We start from the raw sequence: 13,511 nt of genomic DNA, 5'->3' as shown, positions 1-13,511 counted from the left end.
TCCTTGGGGGCTTTTTGTTACTTTTCTAACTTTTTTCTTGATTTACGTTATAACAATTTCAATATTTGCAACCTAAGTCTCGTTTTTACCTGTGCCGTTACATAGAATGTGCTGCGAAATTTAGCCTGCCTCATAATTTGGAGCACTGTATGTCCCCTATTTTGCATTTTGTTTTAGCCCTTGCGGTGGTAGCGGTACTTGCCCTGCTCGTTAGCCGCGATCGCAAAAGCATTCGCGTGCGCTTCATTGTTCAGTTGTTAGTCGTTGAAATCCTGCTGGCTTACTTCTTCCTGAACTCCAACATTGGTTTGGGCTTCGTGAAGGGTTTCTCTGGGTTCTTCGAAACGCTGCTCAAATATGCGGCAGAAGGTACCAACTTCGTCTTCGGTAACATGAGTGACAAAGGTCTGGCCTTCTTCTTCCTGAACGTACTGTGCCCAATCGTCTTTATCTCTGCTCTGATTGGTATTCTTCAGCACATTCGCGTATTGCCGGTTATCATCCGCGCAATTGGTACCGTGCTGTCTAAAATCAACGGCATGGGTAAGCTGGAATCTTTCAATGCCGTGAGCTCGCTGATTCTGGGTCAGTCTGAGAACTTCATTGCGTACAAAGATGTTCTGGGCAAAATGTCTGAAAAACGTATGTACACCATGGCAGCAACGGCGATGTCTACCGTTTCTATGTCCATCGTTGGTGCATACATGACCATGCTGGATGCCAAGTTTGTGGTAGCCGCATTGGTGTTAAACATGTTCAGTACCTTTATCGTACTGTCCCTGATTAACCCTTATTCTGTGGAAGGTGAGGCTGACATCCAGCTGAAAAACACCCACGAAGGTCAGAGCTTCTTTGAAATGCTAGGTGAATATATTCTGGCTGGTTTCAAAGTTGCGATTATCGTTTCCGCTATGCTGATTGGTTTCATCGCGCTGATTGCTGCGTTGAACGGCCTGACCGAATGGGTCTTCGCGCTGTTCCACGTTGACGGCATGACTTTCCAGAGACTGCTGGGCTATGTCTTCTATCCATTTGCATGGGTAATGGGCGTACCAAGCCACGAAGCGCTGAACGTTGGTAGCATCATGGCAACCAAGCTGGTTTCTAACGAATTCGTTGCCATGATTGACCTGCAGAAGATTGCAACCGAACTGTCTCCTCGTTCACTGGGCATTCTGTCTGTGTTCTTGGTTTCCTTCGCTAACTTCTCTTCTATCGGTATCGTCGCAGGCGCCATCAAAGGCCTGAACGAACACCAAGGAAACGTGGTTGCTCGCTTCGGTCTGAAACTAGTTTACGGTTCTACACTGGTCAGTATTTTGTCTGCGTCAATTGCAGGTCTGTTCCTGTAATACGTTAGGTTAATTCTGATTGGCTAAAAGGCGCTTAGGCGCCTTTTTTATTCCCCGTTACCCAATGACATCTCTTTTTACAGAAAAGTCCGTAGCGGTGCTTACAGGGCTATTATGTAGGGCGTTTATTGAATCGATAGTGAAAGAGTTGAAACTAGCGAACGGAAAGAGAAAAGAATTTCAGTACGAAATGCTGAAAAGCAAAAAGCCGACATTTCTGTCGGCTTTTCAAATTTTGGTGGAGCTAAGCGGGATCGAACCGCTGACCTCTTGCATGCCATGCAAGCGCTCTCCCAGCTGAGCTATAGCCCCACAACGTAAACTACGAGAAGTGGTTGTACTTCTTTCAAGCTTATTTCTAAAGCTTATAAAACGACCAACCAGTCTGAGAAAAGGTTGGTGGAGCTAAGCGGGATCGAACCGCTGACCTCTTGCATGCCATGCAAGCGCTCTCCCAGCTGAGCTATAGCCCCAACGCTGACGCTAAATCGCGTTAACGGGGCGCATGATATGAAACCTCACAAATACTGTCAACGGCTAAATGTTTTTCTTAATCTAAACGCTGAAAAAGCCGCCAACTCAGCGAAATTTATCGACAAATTGAAGCTGAAAACAATCCAATCTTTAGGAATGCTAAAGCTATTTTATAGCTTCACTCACTGTATTCTATTAGCTAGATATGTAACTATTTTGGGTAATACATACGACAGTGTTTTTTAGTAAGCAAAGGAAGAAATATGAACAAGGAATGGTATGCAGCAAAAGAGTTGGTTGGAATCGCTGGTTTTCCCACTACGCCACAAGCCATAAACCAAAGAGCAAAATCGGAAGGATGGCGCAAACAGAAGCGTAGTGGCGTGCAAGGTAAAGCACTCGAATACCATATCAGCAGTTTTCCTGATGAAGTTGTGTCTGCGCTGCTAGCAAACGAAGAGTCATCGTTTTATTTGACTGATCTTCCTAAAGCAGAAAAAGCATGGAGTGCAATCTATTATCAGTTGACGGAAGACGAGCGCGAGCAGCTAACGCGTTTTATCATGCGCCGAGGCATTAACGCACTCTTGGGCTGCTTAGAGCCTCAGCAGTCACAGACCAGTCTTTACGATCAAAATAACACCATAAATTCAGTCTCATAACGCTCTCGAAAGATAGGATATCATAATGAAAAAAAAGGACTGGTTTACCGCCAAAGAAGTGCTTAAGAGTACCGCAATTACCTCCTCACCAGATAAAGCTTGGATAAATATCTTTCATCAGATGAGCCAAGACGAACAGATATTCCTCACCGATTTTACTATGCGCGAGGGGATAAATACCCTGCTGCAATGCTTACATGCCAACGACAGCTAAAATATAGAAAAGCGATTTAGAAATCGAAATTGCTCTTATAGTTCGAGGTATAGAAAAAGATGTGAATGACAAAGAGCTTGTTCTAGATAAAGAAAAACCGGCAAAAGCCGGTTTTTCTTGTATAAGCATAATCTAATAGACTTATTGCTGCGCTTCACGCTCGGCAATAAATGCCAGAGCCATGTCAATACGCTTCAGTGAACGCTGCTGACCAATCGCATGTACGGTCACATCCACGCCAGGTGACTGGCCTGCACCGGTAACAGCCACACGCAGTGGCATACCAACTTTGCCCATGCCTACTTCCAACTCATCCGCAGTGCCTTGGATAGCATGGTGGATATTTTCAGCGGTCCAGTCAGTAATTGCCGCCAGCTTAGAACGTACCAGTTCTAACGGCTGACGCGCGACAGGACGCAGGTGTTTTTTCGCCGCATCAGCATCAAACTCAGCAAAATCTTCGTAGAAATAACGCGCCTGAGCGGCCATTTCTTTCAGAGTTTTGCAGCGCTCAGCCAGCAACTTAACAATTTCAACCAGCTGTGGACCATTGCGCGTTTCATAACCCGCTTCATGGATATGCCATGCCAGATGAATAGCCACATATTCTGGCGCCATCGTGTTGATGTAGTGATGATTCAGCCACTGTAGTTTTTCAGTGTTGAACGCACTTGCTGACTTGCTGATGTCATCAAGCGTGAAGAACTCTTTCATTTCATCGATGCTGAAGATTTCTTGGTCGCCGTGAGACCAGCCCAAGCGCACTAAATAGTTCAGCAACGCTTCTGGCAGATAGCCGTCATCGCGATACTGCATTACACCAACCGCACCATGACGCTTAGACAATTTTTTACCGTCATCGCCTAGAATCATCGACACGTGTGCGTATTCAGGAACCGGAGCACCTAACGCTTTCAGAATGTTGATCTGACGCGGCGTGTTATTGATGTGATCTTCACCACGGATAACGTGAGTGATTTCCATATCCCAGTCATCGATCACAACGCAGAAGTTATAGGTCGGAGAACCATCGGTACGACGGATAATCAGATCGTCCAGTTCTTGGTTACTGAATTCAATTGGGCCACGAATTTTATCATCAAAGATAACGGAGCCTTCCTGAGGGTTAAGGAAACGCACGACGTGCGGCTCGTCCTCAGCGTGATGTTCATGGCTATGACGGCAACGGCCATCGTAACGAGGCTTCTCACCGTTAGCCATTTGCGTTTCACGCAGCTCTTCCAGACGTTCTTTAGAGCAGTAGCATTTATAGGCGGTGCCCTGCTCTAACATCTGATCGATCACATGGTTATAACGATCAAAACGTTTGGTCTGGTAGTACGGACCCTCATCCCAATCGAGATTCAGCCAGTTCATACCATCCATGATGGCGTCGATGGCTTCCTGAGTTGAACGCTCAAGATCGGTATCTTCAATACGAAGAACAAATTCACCGCCGGCGTGGCGGGCGAACAACCAAGAATAAAGTGCGGTACGCGCACCACCTACGTGCAGGTAGCCCGTTGGGCTAGGTGCAAAACGAGTTTTGATTTTCATGTGAAACGTGGCCTTTATTACGCAATGACCCACATTAGAGGAATGTGGCCTGCTTTCTATTACTAATAAGTAGGCAGCATTCTACCATTACGCCCCGATTCCTCAACGCCGTTACGTCTATAGTTAGAGAGCTTATTGCAAAATGTGCTTAAAAAGTTCTCATTGCTGTCTATGTATAAGACATCTTGACTATTTTTCCAACGAACAGCATTTTTTCTTGAAAAAAGCGTTGACCATTTTCGGGCGCTCCCTATAATGCGACTCCACACAGCGGGGGTGATTAGCTCAGCTGGGAGAGCACCTCCCTTACAAGGAGGGGGTCGGCGGTTCGATCCCGTCATCACCCACCACTCTTAGAGTGTTCCCGCAGTGTGAAGTACATGAGTAACGACAGGTTTCAGACTGGGTGATTAGCTCAGCTGGGAGAGCACCTCCCTTACAAGGAGGGGGTCGGCGGTTCGATCCCGTCATCACCCACCACTCATTTAGAGTGACCAGTGAACCTGAAGTGATTGATGTACTGCAGTAAAACGACAGATTTCCGATTGGGTGATTAGCTCAGCTGGGAGAGCACCTCCCTTACAAGGAGGGGGTCGGCGGTTCGATCCCGTCATCACCCACCACTCTTTAAGAGTCAATTGGGCTGTCGTGAAATTCGGTATTTAGAAGTGGGTGATTAGCTCAGCTGGGAGAGCACCTCCCTTACAAGGAGGGGGTCGGCGGTTCGATCCCGTCATCACCCACCACTTCTAACCAGCTGGTACCGAATTAACAATGAGTATCTGAAGTAGCGCAGAAAATAGTAGTTCAGAAGTGGGTGATTAGCTCAGCTGGGAGAGCACCTCCCTTACAAGGAGGGGGTCGGCGGTTCGATCCCGTCATCACCCACCACTTCTGCGGGTCGTTAGCTCAGTTGGTAGAGCAGTTGACTTTTAATCAATTGGTCGCAGGTTCGAATCCCGCACGACCCACCATTTCAGATAAAACAATAAGCGCCGAGAGGCGTTTTTTTGTTTTTGTACTCCGCATAAAATTCGTGTGGGATGAGAACCTGCCGCAGGTTCGAGTCGAACGAAGTGAGACAACGTTGCGCAAGCAACGGCCCGAAGGGCGAGGCAAAGCCGAGTAATCCCGCACGACCCACCATTTCAGATAAAACATTAAGCGCCGAGAGGCGTTTTTTTGTTTTTGTACTCCGCATAAAATTCGTGTGGGGTGAGAACCTGCCGCAGGTTCGAGTCGAACGAAGATACTTATCCCCTCTCCTTCCTAAATTCTCCATTTCATAACTTCATATCACCAGATCCATACCATCACGCCCAACAAAACTAAAATCCCCACAAACATAATCCAGCCTGAGGAGCGTGCAGGCGTGCGCATTCCCGTAGGCAACCAATCTTGCGGGATAATGCCAAACAGTGGCTTAGGATCGATGACCGAGGTTATTTTGTTATCAGACTCGTCAGGCTTCACATTCACAACCGGATTTTGCGCGGCCACGGCCAAATAGTTCTCCAGCGGAGAACGTACCACATCGGATGTTTGAGACGCTGGAGCCAAATTCCCTAAAGCTTTATCCAAGACTTGATTGACCTGTATCGCATGCTGGATTTCACTTTTACTCATTAATGCTTTGGCCGTATCACCAATCACAACCGGTTGATTGCTTTGCATGGCCGTCGTTGCCCGCGCAGCCGTTGCCACATCCGGACGCGCATTTTGCACCTGAGTTGCTGGCGGCGTATTTTTTGCGCCAGAAGCCAGCTGGCTGAGCAGTGTTCGTTCCTGCTGTAGCGCGGTTAATGTTCGAATCAGTGTCTCACGCTGCTGAGGCGATATGTCTTTACGCTCAAGCAAATTAAGAAGCTGATCGATTTTAACCGACAGCATCTCCGCGGTGAGTTTTTCTCCTCGCAGAGTAGGTAAGGCGTCAGACCGTGCATTCACCGGAGGTATGTTCATTATGCCTGCTTGAGCTTTTCTAGAGTTTGTTTAGACCTCAAAGAAGTCTCCCGAGACGATTTTACAACAACCATCGCACTGCTTTATATACATATACGGCAAAATGTGGACATAACTTTAATCATATTCTCTATCATTAAATTTAATTTCACTCAGGAAAATAAAAATATAATTTTTCATCCACTTTGAAAGTGTAATTTCACATATATTGGGATGAATCTTATTGCAAAGAAATAAACAAATAACATCACTTACATAATAACAGCTACCTTGAAGAGGGATTAGATTCTGGTAATTCAACCTTGGTACAAACTAAAGCAAATTGCGATTCATCATGCCATGAATACTTACAAACAAATCTATAATTATCATAGAGCAGCGTACTATCTTTGCCAGAAGCCACGGTGGAGATTAATGAATTAGACATTTCATCACGCCCTTTGATTTTTGTCAGTAAAGGAAATGAAGGGGCAACGCCATGCCAAACCACCCCACAAATAAAACAGACTATGCCAATAGCCACCATCATCCCCCAGCGTTTTATCCTTTGATTCTCATTAATAACTGGCAGAATATTTTGTACGTTTTGCCTTTTACCCTCATAGTGAGATTGTGTGTTTAATTGCTTATCTTCACCGCTACTATCCTGAATTATCGGCTCATGATTAACCGCCGGTTCTAAGGAAAAGAGCTCGGGATGCTCTATTTGATACCCCATCCTAGGTATAGTTTGTATTAGTGTGAAATCTTTATCTCCTAGTTTGCGCCGTATGGATTTCATTGTTTGGTTGATCGTTGCATCTGCGCTGTACGTCCCACTCCACACATGTGAAATGATTTCACGCCGCGTCACACATAACGGCGCGCGCTCTAAAAGCAGGCATAGCATCTGATATTCTTTGCTACGTAGCGTGTGTTCCTCGCCATCAACGGTAACAATTTTGTGTGTTATCGTACTGATGGTTATTTTCCCTTGTGCCATATAAAGCTCCCGAAAACCCCTCGCATTTTCAATATCTATACATGCAAGATAATTCCTATTTCTGATGAAGGAAATTTTGTGATTATTTTATTGAACTCATCATATAAAAATAAAACCACATCACTGACCATTCTCATTAAAGCATTCAAATTTCCATTATTATTTTACGCAGATAACGTTTTATAACAAGAGAGCAAATGGTCGCTAAACATTAACATCACATGATTATACTTTTTTTCACTCTACTATTAATTCATTGCATGGAATCATTACATCCATTCCCTCGTTATAGAACAATTAGCTACAGACAAAGTTTAGAGAATATTCCTAAATGAGCATTTTCGTTACTTACCCAATTCGCTTACCTAAGATTTTATTTATCTATAAATAGCTTAATGATGAAGTGCTTACTTTATTTCTGCCTCCATCGCACCGTTATCCAGTAACAACCGAAAAGGTGTCGTTTGTGATTTATTTAAGACCTCGTTGGGAATACACGATGTTTGCAGCCTATCTCATATTAACGCCTTCTCTGTGTACGGCCGACACGGAAGAAATATCGGCAGACACATTGATGTCATTAGGCGCACCGACTCTCGCTTGGGAAAAGATCTCCATGGTCCAATCCCATGAAAATACATTACAAGCAGCCACGATTGCTCAACACCGGCTCAACCTTTTACTACGCTGGGGCATAGACGAAAGCCGAAACGATAACGGCTCCCTGCGTCTTGCTCCATTAAACAAGGCATTAGTCGAAGAACAACGATTGTTGGCCACGCTTGGGCAGCCAAACAGCGCCAATCGCGTGCAGCAACAGGTTCTCGGCGATCAAATAGTCACACTTAGCGCAAAAGGTGACGCGAAAAACGCGATCATTCGCGCCCATCAGCTAGAACAACTCGCCCCCCTTCCTGCCTATGTGAGCGCAGCACGTGGCGACGCATTTATGCAGCTAGAGCAGCCAGAAAACGCCGTAGCCAGCTATGAATATGCGTTGGCACACGCAGCACCTGGGGAAATTGAACCGATCCCCACGCAGGAAATGCTGTTCTATGCCCTTTTAGACTGCGGGCGCTATGAGCAAGCCGAGGCTTTACTGGCAAAATTAGAACTCGATACACCACAGTGGGTCAGGCTCAGTGCCGCACCAGGACTGGTGAATCAGGATTACGCCACGGTAAAAAAATGCGCGCGCAGTACACGCTGTATAGTGGAAATGTCACACTGGGCCAGCGACAGATAGACACTTTGGTCCATACGGCTCCTATGAATGATGACCTGCTAACCACTCAGGCTCAGGCCTATTTGCTGCGCGATTTACCGACGCGTTCTGCACAGACCTACCGAATCGCCTTAAATCAAGCACCCGACAGCCTTGAGGCTCGCGCAGGCCTTGCCCAAGCGTCGCTTGCCAAACGAGATTTTGCCCTTAGCCAAGAGATCTATCAGCAAGTCTCTCAAGGGTTTGAAGACGACAACTCTATTACGCAATTCGTGGATAATTATCGCTATGAGCAGCTGCCTTATTTCACCACCGATGCCAGCGGCGGTCGCGGTAACGGCACGCTCAGTGATTATGATTGGCAAATCGATAGCCAACTTTATTCGTCACCGATTAACCAGAATTGGCGGCTGTTTGCGCACCAATTTACTGGTCAAGGGAAAACTGAAGAAGGTACAGCAAAACGGATACGTAACGGCGCGGGCGTCGATTTTCGTGCCACTGAGTGGCTCGGCTCGATGGAAATCAACCGCAGCAATGGCAACGCGGCGAAAACTGGCCTAGCAGCGCAGGTTAGCTATCTTCCATCCGACCATTGGCAGTTCGACCTAGGCTACGATAACAGCAGCAACGAGCTTGCTTGGAAAGCCTATGACAGCGGCATCAGCGCAAAGCAGACGAGTGCCGCGCTGCGCTATCAAACCGATAGCACCGCCTCCGCAGAACTGGCCTATCAAAACCAACGGCTGAGCGATGGAAACCTTAGCCAGATATGGCAAGCCTCGACCACAAAACTGCTATGGACACATCCACGCCAACAGCTTGATGGCACGCTAGCGCTTTCCACCAGCAGCAATAGCTTGCCCGATGCGGAGTATTTCAGCCCTGAACGCGACTATTCGGCAGGTGTCACCCTGCTGCATCAGTGGACACCATGGCAATCAGCGCGGCGTCACTTCACCCAGCGAACCTATCTCACCGCAGGCGAATACCAACAGCGCCATTTTGGCTCAAGCCTGTTTGCTGAGCTGAGATTCGAGCACCAATGGGCGCTGAGTTCCCACTCGGAATTTATTTACGGTATTGGACTGAATAGCCATCGCTACGACGAATCACGCGAAAACCGGACTCTTTTTTATCTGTCACTGACTTTGCCTCTAGGAAGCACGCTATGACGTCTCTTTTTCGTTCAATCTTAATTTTTGCTTTAAGCCTACTGTTGCTTCAAGGAGCATTCGCTGCCGAGCAGTCGTTACCGCCTATTGATATCCAGCCTCCTGCCGATCCCGACGATGGCCTTACTTTCCGCGTATTGGCTTTCCACGATGTGCGCGACGATCTGCGTGCTAGCTTTGCCACTTATCCTGATGCCACCGCCATTGATACGAAAACGCTGGCGTCGCTGTTTGCTTGGCTGAAGGAAAATGATTATCACATGGTATCTGTCGATCAAATTATTGCTGCACGCCAAGGCGGCAAAAAGCTGCCACCGCGTTCGGTGCTGTTAAGCTTCGACGATGGATATCGCAGTTTTTATACCCGTGTCTTCCCGCTACTTAAAGCCTACGGCTATCCCGCAGTGCAAGCGCTGATCACCGATTGGGTCAATCACCCGGCTAATGAAAAAATAAAAATTAGCGCCACGGTAGAGTTGCCTGGTGATTATTTCCTGAATTGGAATGACGTTGCCGAAATGCAGCGTTCTGGTTTAGTCGAATTTGCGTCTCATACCCACAATTTACATCGTGGAATATTAGCAAACCCACAGGGCAGCGAGTTTCCTGCGGCCACCGCATTACAGTATTTGGCAGATAAAAAGCGCTATGAAACCGAGGCCGAATATCAAACCAGAGTTAAAGAGGATTTGGCTCACAGTTCGCGGCTCATTCAGCAATATACGGGTCACGCCCCGCGAATTATGGTGTGGCCTTATGGCGCATACCATCAACCCGTGCAAGAAATTGCCCGTCAGCTTGGTATGCCTATCATGCTGACGCTGGATTCAGGTTCAAATCCGCCCTCGCAACCGCTTTCAAAAATCACCCGTATCCTGATCGGCTACGACACCACGACCAGCGTGCTCAAGCAGGAACTCAGAGCGCCAGCCAACTACAACGGCGATATCTATCCTGTTGAACGCGTGGTTCAAGTCGATTTAGATTACGTTTATGACGCCGATCCTCAGCAGCAGGACAAGAATTTATCTTGCCTGTTAGATCGCATCAAAGATCTTTCCCCAACCACCATTTACTTACAGGCCTTTGCCGATCCCGACGGCAGCGGCCTAGTCAAAGAAGTCTATTTTCCCAACAGCGTATTACCGATGCGTGCTGACCTTTTCAGCCGTGTCTCATGGCAATTACAAACCCGCACCGGCGTGAACGTATTCGCATGGATGCCGGTGCTCAGCATCGCTCTGCCCAAGGATAATCCGGCGGCGAATAAGTGGATCACCTCAACCCACAGCGGCACACAGCCCAGCACGTTCCCCTACCCTCGCCTCAGCCCTTTTGAACCCGATGTTCGGACGGCCATCACTCAGCTTTATCACGATCTCTCACGCTACACGCCGTTTCAGGGCGTTCTATTTCATGATGATGCCGCGCTGAGCGACGACGAAGACACTCGCCCCGCCGCCTTAGCCCAATACCAAGCATGGGGATTGCCGGGTGATGTGGATAAAATTCGTGCAAAACCTGCGTTATTACGCAGGTGGACAGATAAAAAAATCAATTTTCTGATTAACTTCACCCATCAATTGGCCGCTGAAGTGCAGAAAAATCAGTTTGCCTCCGCGACGCAAATGACTGCCCGTAATCTTTACGCCCAGCCCGTTATGGATCCACAGGCCGAGCAGTGGTACGCGCAAAGCCTGCCTAAATTCTTGGCAAACTATGATTACACCGCGCTGATGGCGATGCCCTTTATGGAATCGGCCACCATGCCCGATCGTTGGCTCACCGAGCTGTATGAAAAGGTGGCCGCGCAGCCATTAGGCATTCAAAAAACCGTCTTTGAACTCCAAAGCTACGATTGGGCGAAAAAGCGCCCCGTCGGCAACGACGTTTTGCTACACCAACTGACGTTGCTGCGCGCGCTCGGTGCCCGCCATTTGGGCTATTACCCAGACGACTTCATCACCAACCAGCCGGATACCGAAGTGATCCGCCCGCTCATGTCGGCGCAAAGCAACGTTATCGAGCGGAAACCGTTACCTAAATGCGATAGCCGCATGGTGCGCGAAAAGCCTAAGCAGTGGAGCAATCAACAATGAACCACATTTTGAGCACCGATATTCCGACGCTGCTGTTTGGTTTTGTCTTCTACTATCCGTTCTTTATGGCTTGGCTATGGATGCTCGGAGGGCTTATCTATTTTGTCGCCTACGAGCGCCACGATGATTTCACCCATCCTGATTTCACGCAGGCAGAAACGCCGCGCATTTCCATTATCGTGCCCTGCTATAACGAAGAGCCTAACGTGCGCGAAGTGATCGCTCATTTGCAAAATCTGAATTACCCCAACTATGAAGTGCTCGCCGTTAACGATGGCAGTCACGATCGAACTGGCGAAATTCTTAATGAACTGGTTGAGCAATATCCCAGCCTGATGGCCATTCATCAGGATAAAAACCAAGGCAAAGCCGTGGGATTAAATACCGCTGCACAGTTAGCCACCGGCGATTTTATTCTTTGCATGGACGGTGACGCACTTCTCGATCCTAACGCACTGCATTTTTTGGTTAGCCACTTTATTGATAATCCGCAGATCGCCGCGGTAACTGGAAATCCACGCATCCGCAATCGCACTTCATTACTTGGACGCATGCAGGTGGGAGAATTCTCCTCCACGGTGGGGCTCATTAAACGCTGCCAGCAGGTCTTTGGCCGACTATTTACCGTATCCGGCGTTATCGCCCTATTTCGTAAAAGCGCGCTCGAAGAAGTGGGTTATTGGAGCGTCGATATGCTAACCGAAGATATTGATATCAGTTGGAAATTACAGACTCACGGCTGGGAAATACGCTACGAACCACGCGCACTCACGTGGATATTAACACCGGAAACATTGGTTGGACTTTATCGCCAACGGCTGCGCTGGTCTAAAGGCGGGGTGCAAACCGTATTCAAATATTTTCCTGCGATGTTCACTCCGCGCAACCGCATGATGCTGCCTCTGTTTTGTGAATACGTGGTGAGTATTTTTTGGGCCTACTGCATGGCCTTTGCCTTCGTATTGATGTTTGCCGATCTCTTTTTCACGCTGCCCACCAAGTGGCAAATCTCGGTCGTTCCGGTCTGGAATGGCATGGTGCTCGGCGTGACCTGTCTATTGCAGCTCTTAGTCAGCTGTCTTATCGACCGACGCTATGACCGAGGGATTATGAAATGCTATCTCTGGACGATTTGGTATCCATTGATGTTTTGGTTAATCAACGTGGTAACCAGTTTGGTTGCCGTTCCGTCCGTATTGCTTCGCCGACAAGGCGCACGAGCGGTATGGGTTAGTCCTGACAGGGGTATTCAACATGGAAAATCCGATCATCGAAATATCAGCAAAAAGCTTCCTTAAGGCCTCCACGGTGAATAAGCGCCAGCGCATGCTGCTCTACATTTGGTTTGGCTTCGGGCAACCGTTATTGATTATCGGGGTATGGCTCGCGATTGTCTTTTTCCTTTATCGCTACATGCTCAACAGCCATGATTTGCTAAGCAATCTAAACCGGCTGGGTGATTACAGCCTGATAATAATATCGATGGGGATCATTCTGGCGCTATGGTTTGCACTACGTTATCTATGGCGGGTATTGATGCTAATGCGTAAACATGAACTGCATCAACGCATGGCGGAAACCCATCCCGAGCAGGCGCACCGAATTGTCAAAGTGATCCATGATGAAGCGGGCAACATCACGCATATTCAGCCGCAGTAAATAAACATAAGGGCAGTATCTTACTTAATACAATTTACTTAAGCTCGATTTTAGGGGGAGCACACCGATGGGGTCGTAGCGGCGTAAGCCGCCGACTACTTTGCCTGGAGCAAAGTTGAACAACGCTTCAGCGTTGACCCTTAGGGTGGA

Annotated in this window: 11 protein-coding genes, 8 tRNA genes and 1 other RNA gene; 15 read left to right on the top strand and 5 right to left on the bottom strand. The window is 47.7% G+C overall.

Translation table 11 applies throughout. The features are described 5' to 3' along the window. Positions 1-149: 149 nt before the first annotated feature. Positions 150-1,352 carry a NupC/NupG family nucleoside CNT transporter gene (locus tag U0008_RS06820; protein WP_025800785.1) on the top strand — a complete coding sequence of 401 codons (1,203 nt, stop codon included), beginning with the start codon at positions 150-152 and terminating at the stop codon, positions 1,350-1,352. 236 nt (positions 1,353-1,588) lie between these two features. Here the strand turns inward: U0008_RS06820 and U0008_RS06815 are convergent. Together U0008_RS06815 and U0008_RS06810 are read right to left on the bottom strand one after the other, a co-directional pair. After that, positions 1,589-1,664: transfer RNA gene (locus U0008_RS06815), tRNA-Ala, on the bottom strand. Between the two features lie 85 nt (positions 1,665-1,749). After that, positions 1,750-1,825, bottom strand: a tRNA-Ala gene (locus U0008_RS06810). Between the two features lie 264 nt (positions 1,826-2,089). On the opposite strand from U0008_RS06810, the gene U0008_RS06805 reads away from it, so the two are divergent. Further along, complete coding sequence (locus U0008_RS06805; RefSeq protein WP_046449824.1) at positions 2,090-2,488, top strand: DNA-binding protein; 399 nt, start codon at positions 2,090-2,092, stop codon at positions 2,486-2,488. Positions 2,489-2,513: 25 nt separating this feature from the next. Then, positions 2,514-2,702, top strand: a complete 189-nt coding sequence (locus tag U0008_RS06800; protein ID WP_025800782.1) for a YfeC-like transcriptional regulator — start codon at positions 2,514-2,516, stop codon at positions 2,700-2,702. A 141-nt stretch (positions 2,703-2,843) separates the two neighbouring features. Here U0008_RS06800 and gltX read toward each other — a convergent pair whose 3' ends face one another. Beyond that, positions 2,844-4,259, bottom strand: a complete 1,416-nt coding sequence (gene gltX, locus U0008_RS06795; RefSeq protein ID WP_043492023.1) for a glutamate--tRNA ligase — start codon at positions 4,257-4,259, stop codon at positions 2,844-2,846. A gap of 274 nt (positions 4,260-4,533) precedes the next feature. Here gltX and U0008_RS06790 point away from each other — a divergent pair. The 7 genes from U0008_RS06790 (at position 4,534) to U0008_RS06760 (ending at position 5,405) form a co-directional block, all read left to right on the top strand. Beyond that, positions 4,534-4,609 (top strand) — tRNA-Val (locus U0008_RS06790). A gap of 54 nt (positions 4,610-4,663) precedes the next feature. Further along, positions 4,664-4,739: transfer RNA gene (locus U0008_RS06785), tRNA-Val, on the top strand. Between the two features lie 67 nt (positions 4,740-4,806). Then, positions 4,807-4,882 (top strand) — tRNA-Val (locus tag U0008_RS06780). A 47-nt stretch (positions 4,883-4,929) separates the two neighbouring features. Then, a tRNA-Val gene (locus tag U0008_RS06775) sits at positions 4,930-5,005 on the top strand. Positions 5,006-5,074: 69 nt separating this feature from the next. Then, a tRNA-Val gene (locus tag U0008_RS06770) sits at positions 5,075-5,150 on the top strand. Between the two features lie 7 nt (positions 5,151-5,157). Then, a tRNA-Lys gene (locus U0008_RS06765) sits at positions 5,158-5,233 on the top strand. Between the two features lie 48 nt (positions 5,234-5,281). Further along, a non-coding RNA gene (locus U0008_RS06760) (RtT sRNA) lies at positions 5,282-5,405 on the top strand. 150 nt (positions 5,406-5,555) lie between these two features. Here U0008_RS06760 and U0008_RS06755 read toward each other — a convergent pair. Both U0008_RS06755 and U0008_RS06750 read right to left on the bottom strand, forming a co-directional pair. Beyond that, on the bottom strand, positions 5,556-6,221 hold the full coding sequence (locus U0008_RS06755) for a hypothetical protein (protein WP_043492008.1): 666 nt from the start codon (positions 6,219-6,221) through the stop codon (positions 5,556-5,558). A gap of 265 nt (positions 6,222-6,486) precedes the next feature. Further along, positions 6,487-7,203 (bottom strand): winged helix-turn-helix domain-containing protein, encoded by a 717-nt coding sequence (locus U0008_RS06750; RefSeq protein ID WP_043492005.1) that lies wholly within the window; start codon positions 7,201-7,203, stop codon positions 6,487-6,489. Positions 7,204-7,669: 466 nt separating this feature from the next. Here U0008_RS06750 and U0008_RS06745 point away from each other — a divergent pair, with 466 nt between their 5' ends. The 5 genes from U0008_RS06745 to U0008_RS06725 are packed head-to-tail and all read left to right on the top strand — an operon-like array spanning position 7,670 to position 13,361. Beyond that, entirely contained in the window at positions 7,670-8,449 is a 780-nt protein-coding gene (locus U0008_RS06745; RefSeq protein ID WP_131000432.1) for a PgaA family protein, read from the top strand. A gap of 23 nt (positions 8,450-8,472) precedes the next feature. Continuing rightward, a complete protein-coding gene (locus tag U0008_RS06740) occupies positions 8,473-9,603 on the top strand; it encodes a PgaA family protein (protein ID WP_043492002.1) in 1,131 nt (376 codons plus the stop codon). Next, a complete protein-coding gene (gene pgaB / locus U0008_RS06735; protein ID WP_043492000.1) occupies positions 9,600-11,702 on the top strand; it encodes a poly-beta-1,6-N-acetyl-D-glucosamine N-deacetylase PgaB in 2,103 nt (700 codons plus the stop codon). Before U0008_RS06740 ends, pgaB begins: the two co-directional genes overlap by 4 nt. Beyond that, positions 11,699-13,000 (top strand): poly-beta-1,6-N-acetyl-D-glucosamine synthase, encoded by a 1,302-nt coding sequence (pgaC, locus tag U0008_RS06730; RefSeq protein WP_043491997.1) that lies wholly within the window; start codon positions 11,699-11,701, stop codon positions 12,998-13,000. The genes pgaB and pgaC overlap by 4 nt, the downstream gene beginning before the upstream one ends. After that, positions 12,957-13,361, top strand: a complete 405-nt coding sequence (locus U0008_RS06725) for a hypothetical protein (protein WP_043491995.1) — start codon at positions 12,957-12,959, stop codon at positions 13,359-13,361. The genes pgaC and U0008_RS06725 overlap by 44 nt, the downstream gene beginning before the upstream one ends. Positions 13,362-13,511 lie beyond the last annotated feature (150 nt).

This window comes from Hafnia alvei, assembly GCF_034424155.1.
Taxonomy (GTDB): domain Bacteria; phylum Pseudomonadota; class Gammaproteobacteria; order Enterobacterales; family Enterobacteriaceae; genus Hafnia; species Hafnia alvei.
Note: the sequence above shows the minus strand (reverse complement) of the source record. Positions and strands in the feature narration are given on the sequence as shown.

Excerpts from the sequence above, each read along its gene's own strand:
- U0008_RS06755 (WP_043492008.1), bottom strand. The coding sequence starts at position 6,221 with ATGAACATACCTCCGGTGAATGCACGGTCTGACGCCTTACCTACTCTG.
- U0008_RS06800 (WP_025800782.1), top strand. The coding sequence starts at position 2,514 with ATGAAAAAAAAGGACTGGTTTACCGCCAAAGAAGTGCTTAAGAGTACC.
- U0008_RS06740 (WP_043492002.1), top strand. The coding sequence starts at position 8,473 with ATGAATGATGACCTGCTAACCACTCAGGCTCAGGCCTATTTGCTGCGC.
- U0008_RS06805 (WP_046449824.1), top strand. The coding sequence starts at position 2,090 with ATGAACAAGGAATGGTATGCAGCAAAAGAGTTGGTTGGAATCGCTGGT.
- gltX (WP_043492023.1), bottom strand. The coding sequence starts at position 4,259 with ATGAAAATCAAAACTCGTTTTGCACCTAGCCCAACGGGCTACCTGCAC.
- pgaB (WP_043492000.1), top strand. The coding sequence starts at position 9,600 with ATGACGTCTCTTTTTCGTTCAATCTTAATTTTTGCTTTAAGCCTACTG.
- U0008_RS06725 (WP_043491995.1), top strand. The coding sequence starts at position 12,957 with ATGGAAAATCCGATCATCGAAATATCAGCAAAAAGCTTCCTTAAGGCC.
- U0008_RS06750 (WP_043492005.1), bottom strand. The coding sequence starts at position 7,203 with ATGGCACAAGGGAAAATAACCATCAGTACGATAACACACAAAATTGTT.
- U0008_RS06820 (WP_025800785.1), top strand. The coding sequence starts at position 150 with ATGTCCCCTATTTTGCATTTTGTTTTAGCCCTTGCGGTGGTAGCGGTA.
- pgaC (WP_043491997.1), top strand. The coding sequence starts at position 11,699 with ATGAACCACATTTTGAGCACCGATATTCCGACGCTGCTGTTTGGTTTT.